Annotated in this window: 13 protein-coding genes and 2 tRNA genes; 8 read left to right on the top strand and 7 right to left on the bottom strand. The window is 56.0% G+C overall.

What is annotated here, in order from left to right:
• Positions 1–85: 85 nt before the first annotated feature.
• From E5Q11_RS04475 to E5Q11_RS04465, 3 genes are all read right to left on the bottom strand, one after another.
• Positions 86–161, bottom strand: a tRNA-Glu gene (locus tag E5Q11_RS04475).
• 97 nt (positions 162–258) lie between these two features.
• Positions 259–1,164, bottom strand: a complete 906-nt coding sequence (locus tag E5Q11_RS04470) for a TIGR01777 family oxidoreductase (protein WP_135802169.1) — start codon at positions 1,162–1,164, stop codon at positions 259–261.
• Between the two features lie 38 nt (positions 1,165–1,202).
• Entirely contained in the window at positions 1,203–1,577 is a 375-nt protein-coding gene (locus E5Q11_RS04465; RefSeq protein WP_135802168.1) for a sirohydrochlorin chelatase, read from the bottom strand.
• A 43-nt stretch (positions 1,578–1,620) separates the two neighbouring features.
• Between E5Q11_RS04465 and E5Q11_RS04460 the strand changes: the two genes are divergently transcribed.
• From E5Q11_RS04460 to E5Q11_RS04440, 5 genes are all read left to right on the top strand, one after another.
• Positions 1,621–2,223 carry a DUF924 family protein gene (locus E5Q11_RS04460; RefSeq protein ID WP_135802167.1) on the top strand — a complete coding sequence of 201 codons (603 nt, stop codon included), beginning with the start codon at positions 1,621–1,623 and terminating at the stop codon, positions 2,221–2,223.
• Between the two features lie 50 nt (positions 2,224–2,273).
• Positions 2,274–2,349 (top strand) — tRNA-Gly (locus tag E5Q11_RS04455).
• A gap of 86 nt (positions 2,350–2,435) precedes the next feature.
• On the top strand, positions 2,436–3,221 hold the full coding sequence (locus E5Q11_RS04450) for an MOSC domain-containing protein (protein ID WP_135802166.1): 786 nt from the start codon (positions 2,436–2,438) through the stop codon (positions 3,219–3,221).
• A gap of 16 nt (positions 3,222–3,237) precedes the next feature.
• Positions 3,238–5,145: an ATP-binding cassette domain-containing protein gene (locus tag E5Q11_RS04445; protein ID WP_135802165.1), complete on the top strand. Its 1,908-nt coding sequence runs from the start codon at positions 3,238–3,240 to the stop codon at positions 5,143–5,145.
• Entirely contained in the window at positions 5,142–5,816 is a 675-nt protein-coding gene (locus tag E5Q11_RS04440) for a DUF6901 family protein (RefSeq protein WP_135802164.1), read from the top strand. The genes E5Q11_RS04445 and E5Q11_RS04440 overlap by 4 nt, the downstream gene beginning before the upstream one ends.
• Positions 5,817–5,840: 24 nt before the next feature.
• Here the strand turns inward: E5Q11_RS04440 and E5Q11_RS04435 are convergent, their stop codons facing one another.
• Entirely contained in the window at positions 5,841–6,275 is a 435-nt protein-coding gene (locus E5Q11_RS04435; RefSeq protein WP_135802163.1) for a universal stress protein, read from the bottom strand.
• A 113-nt stretch (positions 6,276–6,388) separates the two neighbouring features.
• A complete protein-coding gene (locus E5Q11_RS04430; protein ID WP_135802162.1) occupies positions 6,389–7,210 on the bottom strand; it encodes a hypothetical protein in 822 nt (273 codons plus the stop codon).
• 434 nt (positions 7,211–7,644) lie between these two features.
• Here E5Q11_RS04430 and fadB point away from each other — a divergent pair, with 434 nt between their 5' ends.
• The 3 genes from fadB to topA all read left to right on the top strand — a co-directional run bounded on the left by fadB (position 7,645) and on the right by topA (position 13,912).
• Positions 7,645–9,792, top strand: a complete 2,148-nt coding sequence (gene fadB, locus E5Q11_RS04425) for a fatty acid oxidation complex subunit alpha FadB (protein WP_135802161.1) — start codon at positions 7,645–7,647, stop codon at positions 9,790–9,792.
• Between the two features lie 33 nt (positions 9,793–9,825).
• Positions 9,826–11,001 carry an acetyl-CoA C-acyltransferase FadA gene (fadA, locus tag E5Q11_RS04420; RefSeq protein WP_135802160.1) on the top strand — a complete coding sequence of 392 codons (1,176 nt, stop codon included), beginning with the start codon at positions 9,826–9,828 and terminating at the stop codon, positions 10,999–11,001.
• A gap of 259 nt (positions 11,002–11,260) precedes the next feature.
• Positions 11,261–13,912 (top strand): type I DNA topoisomerase, encoded by a 2,652-nt coding sequence (gene topA, locus E5Q11_RS04415; protein ID WP_135802159.1) that lies wholly within the window; start codon positions 11,261–11,263, stop codon positions 13,910–13,912.
• A 37-nt stretch (positions 13,913–13,949) separates the two neighbouring features.
• Here the strand turns inward: topA and E5Q11_RS04410 are convergent, their stop codons facing one another.
• Positions 13,950–14,822 (bottom strand): NAD(P)-dependent oxidoreductase, encoded by an 873-nt coding sequence (locus E5Q11_RS04410; RefSeq protein ID WP_135802158.1) that lies wholly within the window; start codon positions 14,820–14,822, stop codon positions 13,950–13,952.
• A 112-nt stretch (positions 14,823–14,934) separates the two neighbouring features.
• Entirely contained in the window at positions 14,935–16,209 is a 1,275-nt protein-coding gene (gene gltA / locus E5Q11_RS04405) for a citrate synthase (RefSeq protein WP_135802157.1), read from the bottom strand.
• Positions 16,210–16,258: the final 49 nt, after the last annotated feature.

Below are 16,258 nucleotides of genomic sequence, written 5' to 3'. Positions count from 1 at the left end.
CGCAAATGCCGGATTATTCTGCAAATTATTAGTGAAATCGTAGGGGAAACAGGAGGAGATGTTTTGCTGCAAAGCGAAGCGAAAATGGCGTCCCCTAGGGGGTTCGAACCCCTGTTGCCGCCGTGAAAGGGCGGAGTCCTAGGCCACTAGACGAAGGGGACGCATCGCTTCTTGCCTTGCCTCGTCGAGGTGGCGCGTATATTAAGAAAGGCGATGGGCTCTGTCAAACAGTTTTTGCCAAAACCCCCCATCGCCTGTTCAGCAGCCGGTGGCGTCTTCCAGGGCCGTCTTGAGTTCCTCATAGCGGAACTCGAACCCCTCGTGTAACAGTTTCTCGGGGTGGGCTTTCTGGCCGGTCAGAAGTAGGCGTGCCATTTCGCCCAGACCGAGTTTCAGCACTGGCGCGGGTACCGGGAAAATGGCCGGCCGATGAAGAACACCGGCGAGCGTCGATGTGAACTCGCGATTGCTGACCGGGTTGGGGCTCACCAGATTGTAGGGCCCCTGGGCTTCCGGGGTTTCCAGCATCCAGATCAGTGCCGCCACCACGTCGTCCCGGTGAACCCAGGGCATGAACTGGTGGCCATCGCTGATGCGTCCTCCCAGACCAAGCTTGAACGGCAACAGCATTCGCTGGAGAAAGCCACCGTCGGGGCCGACCACAATGCCGGTGCGCGCCAGGCAGACCCGGGTGCGGTCGCTACTGACGGCTAACGCGGCCTTTTCCCAGTCGCGACACATTCGGTGGGTAAATTCATCGACCGGTGCTGATGCCTCGTTGACAGGTTTTTTGCCCTGGTCGCCATAAAATCCAACCGCCGATCCCGACACCAGCACCTCGGGCGGTTGCTCCCAGCTGCTGATAACCTCTGCGAGGGCGTTGGTCAGTGCAATCCTGCTGTCTCGCAGAGCCTGTTTGCGTGACTCTGTCCATCGCTTGTCGGCAATGCCTTCACCGGCCAGGTTGATCACCGCGTTAAACCCGGGGTGCGCGTTCAGACTTTTCAGGTCGCCCACTGCCTCAACGCGGCCGCACAGAGCCTGGACAACCCGGTCAGGTTGGCGGCTCAGAACGGTCAGGGAATAGCCTTTCTGTAACAGGGCCGGGCACAGTGCCTGGCCAATAAAGCCGGTGCCTCCAGTGATCAGAATGCGTTTGTCCATGTGCTCCGTCTCCATTTGGCCTGTAAGTGTTTGGTGGTTCAGGAGTGCCTTGCGAGCTCCTGCCTGACAACGTCGCAGATGGCGTCGCCGAGTTGCGGGTTTTCACCGATCGGTGCCGCCAGTGTAATCGTGACACCATGGCTTTTTTCCAGTTCGGTGATCATTCCCGGGACGTCTTTACGTAAATGACGACCAGCGGCCAGAAACAGAGGGACTATCTTGAACGCCCGGGTTCCAGACGTAACACCCTCGGACACCACCGTGTCGATGGATGGTTCGGCCAGTTCCATATAGGCGATACGGGAACCGGGGACCGACTGCAGCGTCGGACCGGCCAGTTTTTCAAAAGTCTCGCACCAGCGCGGGTCGCTGCTACCATGGGCAAGAAGAATTATGGCCGGATCGCCGCTCATGTGTGCTCCTTTACGTTTTTGAGTTAAGGGTAGGATAACGTATATGTTCGATTGGAAGGAGATTCTGGATTTCTGGTTCGGTGAGCTCGACGAGCATGGTCTGCCCGACAGCTTCCACCGCAACCGCTGGTTCCGTGCCAGTCGGGCGTTTGATCAGGAAATCCGCCGTCGCTTTATGTCGATGGTTCTGTTTGCCTCTGAAGACGGCTTGAGCCACTGGCGTGCCGAGCCGGGGGGTGCGCTGGCTGAAATACTTCTGCTAGACCAGTTCACCCGTCAGATTCACCGGGGCGGTGCCCTGGCATTCCAGAATGACCGGCTGGCGGTAAAACTCTGCAAGGAAGCTCTGCGCCGGGGCCAGGATATGGCGCTGCCGCCGGTACAGCGGGGTTTTCTGTATATGCCCCTGCAGCATTCCGAGAAAAGTGATGACCAGGCTCTGTCTGTGGAGTGCTATGAACAGCTAGCTGCTTCGACGGAGGGTATCGCAGGCGACTTTATGCAGAGCTTTCTGCAGTCTGCCCGGGACCACCGGGATATCATTGAGCAATTCGGCCGCTTCCCTCACAGGAACGCGGCACTGAAACGCCAATCCCGGCCTGACGAGCTGGCCTATCTTGAAACCGGCAAGCGTTTTGGCCAATAAAACTATTGACGGCGGGGGGCGAATCCGTAGAATGCGTTTTCGTTGATCAGGCGGGAATAGCTCAGTTGGTAGAGCACAACCTTGCCAAGGTTGGGGTCGCGAGTTCGAATCTCGTTTCCCGCTCCAGATTTTCAGAAACCCGGCAGCCATGCCGGGTTTTTTCGTTTTATACTTCCTCAATTGCTGTATCCCGCTGGAAGACTGAGGTCACAATGCACATTCATTCCCTGGCTGTTTACCCGGTAAAGTCCCTTGCAGGCATCGCAGTTGACTCCATGTCCCTGGACGAATTTGGCCCGCAGGGGGATCGGCGCTGGATGATTGTCGATGGCCGCCAGAAATTCGTGACTCAACGTGCCAGCCCTGAACTTGCGATGGTCAGTACCCGCTTCGATGGCGCCGACGTGGTCGTCAGTATTCCCGGAGAAGGAGAATTCCGCCTGGTACCCCAGGCAGATCCCTGCGATGTGGAGGTGTGGCGTGATCAGGTCAATGCAGTTCTCGGCGCTCCTGAGGCTTCAGAGGCACTGTCGAGATTTTGCGGCAAACGCGTATACTTTGTGTACATGAATGAGGCCACATTCCGGCGCGTTGATCCAGACTGGGTTCCCGCGTATCGTCGTGTCAGTTTTGCAGATGGCTTCCCGTTTCTGGTCACCAATACCGCATCCCTGGACGAGTTGAACACCAGGCTGGACCAGCCGGTTGATATGCGGCGTTTCAGGCCGAATCTGGTGATCAGCGGCGCTGACGCCTGGGCTGAAGATGGCTGGACAGAAATGATGATCGGCGATGTTTCCATCAGCCTGGTCAAACCCTGCTCGCGCTGCATTCTGACCACAGTGAACCCGGACACCGGAGTGCGTTCGCCCGACGGCCAGCCGCTCAGAATGCTGGCCAGTTACCGCAAGACCCCTGACGGGGTCATGTTCGGCGTAAACGGGGTTCACAATACCCGGGGCCTGCTCTCAGTGGGTGACAGGGTTTCAATCGTCTAACAGGAGTTATAACACAGTGCCATTGCTTACCCTTGATGCCGTTTCGCTGTCATTCGGCATGCAGCCCCTGCTTGACGGGGCCACGATGACTGTGGAGCCGGGCGAGCGCATCTGTCTGCTGGGTCGCAATGGCGAGGGCAAATCGACACTGTTGCGCATTGTCAGCGGTGAGATTCAGCCTGATGGCGGTGTAGTGAGGCTGGACGCCGGCTCGGTGCTTTCGGTGTTGCCCCAGAATCTACCGGTTGACGACCAGCGCACCGCTTATGAGGCAGTTGCCAGTGCGTTTCCCGAAACCGGCAAGCTGCTGACCGAATTCCACCACCTGGCCCAGTCCGCCGATGAAAACAGCATGGACCGCCTGATGAAGGTGCAGGACCGCCTGGAAGCACTGGATGGCTGGCGCCTCGACCAGAAAGTCAGCGATATCCTTGCACAGTACTCGATTGATCCCGATCAGACCCTGAACACTCTTTCAGGTGGTTGGCAGCGAAGAGTGCTGCTGGCCAGGGCACTGGTTACCGACCCCAACATACTGTTGCTGGATGAGCCAACCAACCACCTGGATGTGCCTGCCATTGCCTGGCTGGAAGAAGCCCTCGCGCAGTTCCGGGGCGCAATTCTGTTTGTCAGTCACGATCGCGCGTTTATCCGCCGTATGGCTACCCGTGTGGTGGAGCTGGACCGGGGTCAACTGGTGAGCTTTGCAGCGAGCTATGACCGGTATCTGGAGCTCAAAGAAAAGGCCCTGGAGGAAGAAGAACGCCAGAACGCGCTGTTCGATAAGCGCCTGAAGCAGGAGGAGGCCTGGATTCGCCAGGGCATCAAGGCCCGCCGAACCCGCAACATGGGGCGGGTTCGGGCCCTCAAGGCCATGCGTGAGGAGCGGCTTCAACGGCGAGAGCGCGGTGGCACGGCGACTTTTGCGGTCGAAGATGCCGCCCGTTCCGGCAAGCTGGTGGTAGAGGCACGTGACGCAGGCTTCGCCTACGAGGGTAGCCAGCCCATCATCACCGGGATGAATATGACCGTTCTGCGCGGTGACAAGATCGGGTTGGTAGGTGAGAACGGCACCGGGAAAACGACGCTGGTTCGACTGATGCTGGGAAATCTCAAGCCCACGGAGGGCCAGATAAGACTCGGAACCAATCTTCAGGTCGCCTATTTCGATCAGCTTCGTGGCGCCCTGGACCTCGACAGAAATGCCCTGGACAACCTCTCGGAAGGTCGCGAGTTCATAGAAATCAATGGCCAGAGCAAACACGTGCTGGGTTATTTGCAGGAATTTCTGTTCAGTCCGGAACGTGCGCGCTCACCGGTGCGTGTGTTTTCTGGAGGTGAAAGGGCGAGACTGTTGCTGGCAAAGCTGTTCAGCAAACCCGCAAACATCCTGGTTCTGGATGAGCCGACCAATGATCTCGACGTAGAAACCCTGGAACTGCTGGAAGCCAGGCTGGTCGAGTTTGCAGGTACGGTGATCGTGATCAGTCACGACCGGGAGTTTCTGGATAATGTGGTAACAGACACGGTCTTTCTGGATGGTTCCGGTAAGGTGCGTGAGTTCGTGGGCGGCTACTCCGACTGGCGTCGGCAGGGCGGACGTTTTCCTGCCGAGGCGGGACAACGCACCCAGAAAAGCAGCAAAACGCCCGCTAAACCAGCGCCACCTGCAGAAAAACCGCCTACGACGAGGCCGGCAAAACTCAGCTACAAGCTCAAGCTGGAACTGGAAGAGCTACCAAAAAATATAGAGTCTCTGGAGGCAAAGCTTGAGCAGCTGCAAACAACCGTAGGCGCTGCCGAGTTCTATTCAAGGGCACCGGAAGAGGTGACCGCAACCCTCGAAGAGATGTCGGAAACCCAACGCCAGCTTGATTCATTGATGGAGCGCTGGATGGAACTTGAAGAACAGGCTAACGAATGAACGTTAACTATCGTTTTGAACTGGAAGGCAGGGCCCCCGTTGAATTCCGGGTGACCGAGCAGCCCGCAGATACGAGACAGGCAAACCTGCCCGCCTGGACAAGGCTTGAGCATTGCCAGTGCTCAAACTGTCCGCTTAAAGCATCTGAGGTCGCCCGATGCCCCGCTGCCGTTGAAATTCTGCCGGTTGTGACCGCGTTTCAGGCCGAGGATGCCTACCAGAAGGTCTCCGTTGTGGTTCAGGACGAACGCCGCACCTATTCCAAGTCAACGACTCTGGAAGAGGCGCTACGTTCTCTGCTTGGTCTCAAAATGGCCACCAGTGGCTGTCCGGTTCTTTCCGAGCTCAAGCCCATGGCTATCCACCACCTTCCTTTCGCCAGCAACGATGAATTCATCATGCGCAGCGTTTCCCATTACCTCTTACAGCAGTATCTTGCAAAGCGTAACGACGAAGCACCAGACTGGGATCTCAAGGGACTGGTGGCCCGCAATCAACGGCTGCAACTGGTTAATCAGGCTCTGTGGCAACGCATACACTCGGTGTGTAAAGGGGACAGTAACCTCAAAGCGCTGCTGAATTTCTTTTCGATGGCTTCAAGCGTCAGCTTTTCCCTGGAAAGTCAGCTGCGCAAGCTTGAAGCGAAGATGAAAGGGGATGGGGTTCTGTAGAAGAACCCCCGGTGCTTTGCGTTCCTAACTCTGGATACGGACCGCGAGCACGTCACAGACGGCGCCATGAAGCACACCGTTGGCTGTTGATCCCAGCAGTAACTGAAAGCCCTTGCGTCCGTGGCTGCCCACCACGATAAGATCCGCCCCCACTTCCTCCGATAGCCGGTGTATTTCCGATTCTGGCCGCCCAATAAGCACCAGCTGGTTCTCCGGTTTTATGCCGTGCTTGTCTCCGTATGCCTGGAGCTGCTCCCTGGCGGCCTTGTCCAGCTGATCCTGCAGTTCTGTCAGGTCCATGGGGATATCCCCGCCGTAGGCATAACCTACCGGCTCAACCACATGCACCAGCACGACTTCTGCGCCGTAAGTTTTACTGAGGTCCATGGCCTTATCGAGGACGTGCGGCGCCTCCTCGGTCAGGTCTATCGCAACAAGCATTTTGTTATAGATGGCCATTTCATCACTCCTTGAAACCGGGGTTCAGACGGCCCGGGACGTGGTGCCCCAGGGCTCTGTTTCAAGTGTAATTCAATACTGGAAAGGATCAAAAGTAGAAAGGAGCTGGACGATCAGGCGCTGCCGTTCAGAAGTGTGATTGTGGTTTCAAGGCCGTCGAGAATTCTTTTCGAGTAGCGATCGATGACGAACGCCACATTGTTATCGTTGAAATTAATGTACGAGCCGCGGATGAACTGCCATTTTGAGCTCAGGCTGTCGAGTGTGGACTTGAGCTCGCCGCTGACCTCACCCTTTTTGATGTCTGCAAGCAGCGCATCGAATTGTCTGGCCTGCTCGTCCAGAGGCACATCGCTGGATGAACCCTGAAACGTCTGGGCGGCCTGGGAATTGGTGCGGGCAGAGTACTTGGCCATCATCTGCGCCATGGTAACGGCTGCCGAGCGTGCGGCCTCGACGCGGGAATCGGTTTTTGTCTCCCGGCTTTCCTGGGCCACTTCATACAGTTCAGTGGCCGCTTCGTTCAGGGTAATAGCCTGGTTTGCCATGTCGGATACCAGGCGCAGGTCAGGGAAGCCAGTGTTACGCACGTCATTGATGTTGCTGCGCATCAGGTCTTTGAATTCATCAAAGGCCAGGTTCAGGTTTTCTACCTGTTCTTCGGAAAGAATGCCGGTGGTGCTGTCTGCGACTGAGTTCATTGCGTCGTTGGCTTCATTAATGTTGGCGACGATTTCGTTCAGGGTTTCTGTATCCCCCACGGCGCTGAAACGATAGTAGGCATCCAGTGACATGTAGTTGCTGACACGGAACTGGTGAAGATTCGACAGGAAAGCATCACTGCTGTTTTCCTGTGCCGTTGCCGTGAGCGAGGTTATTAACAAAAGGAAGAGTGCGGTAACCAGGGAGCGGGCACGCAACTGAGCGTCTTTCATCGGATGAGTCTCCGTTAGAGGCCATGTTATTATTGTAGACTAAAGTCTGAACGCGAAGGTAAAGTAACTGCCCCGACCAATCAAGCGTTTTTGACCGGTCTGGGACGCGCAAATGTCAACGATCTTAAAATGATTGTTATAAGCTGCTTTGCTTTCTGAATAGTGCGTCATAGCTGTTTGAAATACAACAAGTCCACCTTTTGAGCGTCCTGGTTGGGGGCGGCACAAGAGCCCGATGATTGGCGATTCAGCCAGAAACAAATTGACAAACGGCCTGTTTTTTTTCATCGTGTCACCCCACGATTCAAACGACTGTATGAATTCCTGAATCGGTTGATCGGGTAGTGAACGAAATCTCGCTGCATTGGCGGTCGCCTCGCGAAGCGCTTGTGTGGCTGTTTCAGCAGTTCCAAACACAGACTGGAGATCAGTTGATGATTTACGAAGGTAAAGCCATCACGGTTAAAGAGATCGAAGGCGGGATCGCTCAGTTGAACTTTGACTTGCAGGGCGAGTCAGTGAACAAGTTCAACCGTCTGACGATTGAAGAGCTCCGCGCCGCGACTGACAAGCTGGAAGCGAAGAAAGGCCTGAAAGGCCTGGTCGTGACCAGCTCCAAGGACAGCTTTATCGTTGGTGCAGACATTACAGAATTCACCGAGCTGTTTGCCGGCTCGGAGGAAGATCTGGTTGCCAACAACCTGAAGGCGAACGAAGTATTCAGCGCCATTGAAGATCTGCCTTTTCCCACGGTGACGGCCATCAATGGCATGGCACTGGGCGGCGGTTTCGAAATGTGCCTGGCAACCGATTATCGGGTAATGGACCCGAAGGCGAAGGTCGGCCTGCCCGAAGTCAAGCTGGGCATCTTCCCGGGGTTTGGTGGCACGGTTCGCCTGTCGCGCCTGGTCGGTGTTGACTACGCCGTTGAGTGGATCTGTGGCGGCACCGAAAACCGTGCAGACAAGGCATTGAAGGTTGGTGCGGTAGACGCCGTTGTTGAAAGCGAAAAGCTGGTTGAAAGCGCCATTGCGATTATCAAGCAGTGCAACGAAGGCAAGTTTGACTACCAGGCCCGTCGTGAAGAGAAGAAGGGCAAGATCAAGCTGAACGCCATGGAAAGCATGATGGCGTTTGAAATCTCCAAGGGTTTCGTTGCGGCCCAGGCTGGCAAGAACTACCCGGCACCGGTTGAAGCCATCAAGGTGATGCAGAAGCACGCCGGCCTGACCCGTGACAAGGCGATCGAAGTAGAAGCAAAAGGCTTCGCCAAGATGGCCAAAACCAACGTGGCAGCCTGCCTGGTTGGTCTGTTCCTGAACGATCAGGAGCTCAAGAAAAAGGCCAAGGCGTGGGAAAAAGAGGCCAATGAAGTGAAGCTGGCCGCCGTTCTGGGCGCTGGCATCATGGGTGGCGGTGTAGCCTATCAGTCTGCGCTGAAAGGCACGCCCATCATCATGAAGGACATTGCCCAGGAAGGTATCGCGCTGGGTCTGAAAGAAGCCAAGAAGCTGCTCACCAAGCGCGTCGACAAGGGCAAGATGGACGCCGGCAAGATGGCCGACGTGCTGAACAGCATCACGCCGACTCTGAACTACGGTGACTTCAAGAGCGTTGACCTGGTGGTCGAAGCCGTTGTTGAAAACCCGAAGGTCAAAGACGCGGTTCTGCGCGAGACTGAAGACAACGTTCGCGAAGATGCGATCCTGACGTCCAACACTTCCACCATTTCCATCGACCTTCTGGCGAAAAACCTGAAGCGTCCGGAAAACTTCTGTGGCATGCACTTCTTCAACCCGGTACACATGATGCCGCTGGTTGAGGTTATCCGTGGCAAGAAGACCAGTGATCGTGCTATCGCAACCACGGTTGCCTACGCCAAGGCCATGGGCAAGACACCAATTGTTGTCAACGATTGCCCCGGCTTCCTGGTCAACCGTGTTCTGTTCCCGTATTTCGGCGGCTTTGTGAACCTGGTGCGTGACGGCGCTGACTTCCAGCACGTTGACCGGGTTATGGAAAAGTTTGGCTGGCCCATGGGCCCGGCCTATCTGCTGGACGTTGTAGGCATGGACACCGGCAAGCATGCTGGTGAAGTCATGGCCGAGGGCTTCCCGGATCGCATGAAGCACGAAGGAACAACCGCCATTGACGTGATGTTCGATAACAACCGTTACGGACAGAAGAACGACAAGGGCTTCTATAAGTACGAACTGGACCGCAAGGGCAAGCAGAAGAAGGTTGTTGATGAAGAGACCTACAAACTGCTTGAGCCGGTTGTTCAGGGTAAGAACGACTTCAGTGACGAGGACATCATTGCCCGTATGATGCTGCCCCTGTGCCTGGAGACAGTTCGCTGCCTGGAAGACGGCATTGTTGAAGACCCTGCCGATGCAGACATGGGCCTGATCTTCGGTATCGGCTTCCCGCCGTTCCGTGGTGGTGCTCTGCGCTACATCGATGACATGGGTGTGGACAAGTTCGTTGAACTGGCAGACAAGTTTGCAGATCTTGGTCCTCTGTATCACCCGACCGAGAAACTGCGTGAGATGGCCAAGACTGGCGAAAAGTTCTTTGGCTAACCCTGAACGAGATTTCCGAACGGAGAAAGATCTATGAGCCTTAATCCGAGAGACGTTGTCGTCGTCGATTGCGTGCGGACTCCGATGGGGCGTGCCAAAAACGGTTGTTTCCGTAATGTACGAGCGGAAACCCTGTCGGCAGCGCTGATCGAAGCACTGTTTGAGCGCAATCCAAAGCTCGATGCAAAAGAAGTTGAAGATGTGATCTGGGGCTGTGTAAACCAGACCAAAGAGCAGGGCTTTAACGTGGCCCGTCAGATTTCACTGCTGACGCGCATCCCCCATGAGTCTGCGGCGCAGACCGTCAACCGTCTGTGTGGTTCCGCCATGAGCGCAATCCATACAGCGGCCCAGGCGATCCAGACCGGTAACGGTGATGTGTTCGTGGTCGGTGGTGTTGAGCACATGGGCCACATTCCCATGACGGACGGCTTTGACCACAATCCGGCGGCTTCGAAGTACACCGCGAAAGCCTCCAACATGATGGGTCTGACCGCAGAAATGCTGGCCAAGATGCATGGCATTAGCCGTCAGCAGCAGGACGAGTTCGGCGCACGGTCGCACCGTCTTGCTCATGAAGCCACAAAAGAAGGGCGCTTCAAGAACGAAATCGTTCCTATTGAAGGTCACGACGAAAATGGCTTCAAGACGCTGATCGAAGAGGACGAGACCATCCGTCCGGAAACCACGGTTGAGTCGCTTGGCCAGCTTAAACCAGCGTTCGATCCCAAGAATGGCACGGTCACAGCCGGTACCTCTTCACAGCTAACGGACGGTGCGGCTGCGATGGTGCTGATGTCAGCCGAGCGCGCCGAAGCCCTTGGCCTCAAGCCGATTGCCAAGATCCGCAGCATGGCCGTGGCCGGCTGTGATCCCGCGATCATGGGCTATGGCCCTGTTCCGGCAACCAAGAAAGCGCTCAAGCGGGCAGGCCTGAAAGTTGAAGACATCGACTTCTGGGAGCTGAACGAAGCCTTTGCAGGGCAGTCGCTGCCAGTGCTCAAGGACCTGAAACTGCTGGGTGTGATGGAAGAGAAAGTGAACCTGAACGGTGGTGCGATTGCTCTTGGGCATCCGCTGGGCTGTTCCGGTGCGCGTATCTCCACCACACTGCTGAACGTCATGCAGGCCAAAGGCGGTAAGCTTGGTGTATCCACCATGTGCATCGGCCTGGGGCAGGGCATTGCCACGGTTTGGGAGCGTCTGTGATTCGCTGATGTGAATCCCTGAAGCACCCAGAGAAGGCCCGGCAATTGCCGGGCCTTCTTGTCTGTGGCCAGTGAGAATCCTGACAAAAACCGTGCCGCATTTTTCACGAATGGGTTGTCTTGCTTTTCTTGACCCTGTACAACAATGCACTTATACATCTATGGCGGCTATTGAGACTTTTCTAGCCGACTGATTTTACTGCGAGTTTACGGTTTGCTGTTTTTTTAACCGACCATCGCCAAGGATACAGAACTCCGATATGGGTAAAAGCCTCGTTATTGTAGAGTCGCCAGCTAAAGCGAAGACCATCAACAAATACCTCGGGCCGGACTTTATCGTTAAGTCCAGTGTTGGCCACATCCGGGACCTGCCTGTTAGCGGTTCCGGATCGACTTCTGACCCGAAAGAGCGGGCCAGGCAGGCGGCGATTACCCGTAAGATGAGTCCGGAAGAAAAGGCCGTTCATAAAAAGAAGAAGGCGCGGGACCAGCTGGTGGCCCGCATGGGCGTTGACCCCGATCATGACTGGGACGCCCGTTACGAAATTCTGCCCGGTAAAGAGAAGGTCGTCAGCGAACTCAAGCGTTTGGCGAAGTCTGCTGACAACATCTATCTCGCGACGGACCTTGACCGCGAAGGGGAGGCCATTGCCTGGCATCTGCAGCAGACCATAGGCGGCGAGCCTGAAAAGTACCGTCGGGTCGTTTTCAACGAGATTACCAAGCGCGCGATCCAGGAAGCCTTCAAGGACCCGGGTAACCTGGACAATGATCGTGTCAATGCCCAGCAGGCACGTCGCTTTCTGGACCGGGTAGTTGGTTACATGGTGTCCCCACTGCTGTGGGCAAAAATTGCCCGGGGCCTGTCAGCCGGGCGGGTTCAGTCGGTTGCCGTAAGGCTGATCGTTGAACGCGAGCGGGAAATCCGCAAGTTTGTGCCGGAAGAATTCTGGCAGTTGCATGCAGATCTGACCCGAAGCAACACGGCCAATCCGATCCGGTTCGAAGTGACCCGCCATGACGGACAGGCCTATCGGCCGTCTACTGAAGAGCAGAGCAACGAACACGTCGAGCGCCTGAAAGCAGGCAGCTTCAAGGTGGCCAAGCGGGAAGACAAGCCCACAAAATCACGTCCGACGGCACCCTTTATTACCTCTACGCTGCAGCAGGCTGCCAGTAACCGCATGGGCTTCAGCGTCAAGAAAACCATGATGCTGGCACAGCGTCTTTATGAAGCGGGCTTTATTACCTACATGCGTACTGACTCGACCAACCTGAGCCAGGACGCTGTAACCAGCTGCCGGGATTACGTCAAAAAGGTCTTTGGCGAAAAGTTTCTTCCCGAGAAACCACGAGTCTACGGCAGTAAGGAAGGCGCTCAGGAAGCTCACGAAGCCATCAGACCCACAGACGTGGACCGACGCCCTACCGATATTCAGGGCCTGGAGAAGGACGCTGAGAAGCTCTATGAGCTGATCTGGCGCCAGTTCATCGCCTGCCAGATGGCGGATGCCGAGTTCCTGAGCACGTCCATCATGGTCGCCAACGGCGATTACGAGCTGCGCACCCGCGGGCGCATCATCAAGTTTGAGGGTTTTCTGAAGGCCGCGCCGCAAACGTCCAAGAAAGACGAAGACATTGCGTTGCCGGATATAAAAGAAGGCGAGGCCCTCGGTCTTGAAAAGCTGGATCCGACCCAGCATTTTACCAAGCCATCGCCACGCTACACCGAAGCCAGCCTTGTCAAGGAGCTGGAAAAGCAGGGTATTGGTCGTCCGTCTACCTACGCATCGATCATCTCGACCATCCAGGATCGAGGCTATGTACGGCTTCAGAACCGCCGTTTTTACGCCGAGAAAATGGGCGAGATTGTCACCGAGAGGCTGTCAGAGTCTTTCCCGAACCTGATGGATTTCGACTTTACCGCGCGCATGGAAGACGAGCTGGACGAAATTGCTGCCGGTGATGTGCAGTGGAAGAAAGTCCTGAATGATTTCTACAGCCGCTTCAGAAAGCAGCTCGAAACGGCCGAAAGCGGTGATGAAGGCGGAATGCGGGCCAACACCCCCACAGAGACGGACATTCCGTGTCCCACCTGTGAGCGGCCCATGCAGATTCGCGTGGCCAGCACCGGGGTGTTCCTGGGATGTTCCGGCTATTCATTGCCACCCAAGGAACGTTGCAAAACCACCATCAACCTGGTGTCCGGTGACGAGGTTGTCAGCGCCGATGAAGACGTGGAAGGTGAGGGCGAAACCAGGCTGCTGCGCAAAAAGCGGCGCTGCCCTAAATGCAGTGCGGCGATGGACAGTTACCTGGTAGATGAAGGGCGAAAGCTTCATGTCTGCGGCAACAATCCGGATTGTTCGGGGTTTGAAGTTGAAAAGGGCACGTTTCGCATAAAGGGTTACGAGGGGCCGACCCTTGAGTGCGACAAGTGCGGCTCGGAAATGCAGCTGAAAACCGGCCGTTTCGGCAAGTATTTCGGTTGTACCAATGACGAGTGCAAGAACACCCGCAAGTTGCTGAAAAACGGTGAACCTGCGCCACCCAAGATGGACCCGGTACCCATGCCGGAACTGACCTGCCAGAAGGTTGATGACACCTATGTTCTCAGGGATGGTGCATCGGGCCTTTTCCTGGCAGCCAGCAAATTCCCGAAAAACCGGGAGACGCGACCTCCGTTGGTGATGGAAATCAAACCCCATCGCAAAGAGATTGATCCCAAGTATGACTTCTTGATGGAGGCCCCGGAAAAGGATCCGCAGGGCAACCCGGCAGTGATTCGATACAGCCGCAAGACCAAAGAGCAGTACGTCATGTCCGAAAAGGACGGTAAGGCCACTGGTTGGTCTGCCTGGTATCAAAACGGGCGTTGGGTGCCTCAGGACAAGCAGGACAAAAAGAAATAGGTTTGCCACGGAGCCCAACGGGTTCCGTGGCTAGCAATCACTTCTTTCTTAGCCGCTTGATTAGCGAAGACGTGTCCCAACGGTTTCCGCCAAGATCCTGCACTTCGCCATAGAACTGGTCGACCAGTGCTGCCACCGGTAGCCTGGCGCCGTTCTTGCGCGCTTCATCCAGGCAGATCGCCAGATCCTTGCGCATCCAGTCCACCGCAAACCCATGGTCGAACTTGTCGGCAATCATGGTGGCGGAGCGATTGTCCATCTGCCAGGACTGGGCTGCGCCTTTGGAAATGACGTCCACCACCTTCTGAACATCCAGCTCGGCCTGCTCGGCAAAGTGGAGCGCTTCTGACAGTCCCTGAACCAGTCCGGCAATGGCAATCTGGTTGACCATTTTGGTTCTCTGGCCACTGCCAACCGGGCCCATCAGGTTTAGCGCCTTGGCGTAGTGCTCCATTAGCGGGCGGGCTTTTTCAAAGGCCGGTTCGTTACCGCCACACATGATCGTCAGTTGGCCTTTCTCGGCGCCCTGTTGACCGCCGGAGACAGGGGCGTCGATGAACTCCAGCTGTTTCCCGGCGGCGAGTTTTGCCAGATGCTCAGCAACACCGGCAGATGCCGTGGTGTGGTCGACCAGAACTGCGCCGGCTCTGGCATTTGAAATGACGCCGTCTGGGCCTTCGAAAACTTCTTTGAGGTCTTTGTCGGCACCGACGCAGGCGAAAACCAGGTCAGCGTCAGATACGGCTTCCGCAATGGTCCTGCAGGCCTTGCCACTGTATTCGCCGGCCCACTTTTCTGCTTTTGCGGATGTCCGGTTCCAGACAGAAACGTCAATGCCTGCATTGGCCAGGTGCCCGGCCATGGGATAGCCCATAACGCCAAGTCCGAGAAATGCCGCTTTTTTGCTCATTGATTGCTCTCCGGTGTGATGTTGTTATTGATATTGTTGAATCATTACAGAATGTCCGGGCACAAAAAAGGCCGCTTTAGTCGCGGCCTTTCTTGAAGCGCAGTTCTGAGCCTTACTTTTTCGGATATTTGCGCACGTCGGAGCCAGTATACAGCTGGCGTGGGCGGCCAATGCGGTAGTTGCCGCTGACCATCTCATTCCAGTGAGAGAACCAGCCGATGGTGCGTGACAGCGCAAAAATAACGGTAAACATGGACGTTGGGATGCCGATAGCCTTGAGGATCAGGCCGGAGTAGAAGTCCACGTTGGGGTAGAGTTTGCGCTGCACGAAATAGTCATCTTCCAGCGCGATCTTCTCGAGACGCTGAGCGATTTTAAGAAGCGGGTCATTTTCCAGGCCCAGTTCGGACAGGACTTCATGGGCCGTTTCGGCCATGACTTTGGCGCGTGGATCGAAATTCTTGTAAACCCGGTGGCCAAAGCCCATCAGACGGAACGGATCGTCCTTGTCCTTGGCTTTGGCGATGTATTTCTCAATGTTCGATTCATCGCCAATTTCGGCCAGCATATCCAGCACTGCTTCATTGGCGCCGCCATGGGCCGGGCCCCAGAGCGCTGCAATGCCAGATGCGATGCAGGCATAGGGGTTGGCGCCGGTTGAGCCCGCCAGGCGCACCGTCGAGGTAGACGCGTTCTGCTCGTGATCTGCATGCAGAATGAAGATCTTGTCCATGGCCTTGGCCAGGATTGGATTCGGAACGTACTCTTCACAGGGCACGCCAAACATCATCTGCAGGAAGTTTTCAGCGTAGGACAGATCGTTGCGCGGGTACATGAACGGCTGGCCGATACTGTATTTGTAACACCAGGCCGCAATAGTGGGCATTTTGGCGATCAAACGGTGCGCCGTGATCTCCCGCTCGTGCTCGTCGGTCACGTCCATCTGGTCATGGTAAAAAGCGGAGAGCGCACCAACCACGCCACACATGATGGCCATGGGATGAGCGTCGCGGCGGAAGCCCTGATAGAAGTTGCGCATCTGATCATGAAGCATGGTGTGGTTCTTGATCGTCTGATGGAACTTCTGGTTTTCTTCGGGGCTCGGAAGTTCGCCGTTCAGCAGCAGGTAACAGACTTCGAGATAGTCTGAGTTCTCTGCCAGCTCCTCAATAGGGTAGCCGCGATGCAGGAGAACGCCGTTCGCGCCATCGATGTAGGTAATTTCGGATTCGCAGGCCGCCGTCGAGACAAACCCCGGATCGTAAGTGAAAATCCCTTCCTGAACCAGACTGCGTACATCGATCACGTCGGGGCCGACGGTGCCGGAATACATCGGCAGTTCTATGGACTTGTCACCCACCGAAAGCGTGGCTTTCTTATCGGTCATGGTGCTCTCCTATTTATCAACATTGGGATGCTTTCAAGCGTTTGGAAGC

Source organism: Marinobacter confluentis (assembly GCF_004785685.1).
Classification (GTDB): Bacteria; Pseudomonadota; Gammaproteobacteria; order Pseudomonadales; family Oleiphilaceae; genus Marinobacter; species Marinobacter confluentis.
Note: the sequence above shows the minus strand (reverse complement) of the source record. Positions and strands in the feature narration are given on the sequence as shown.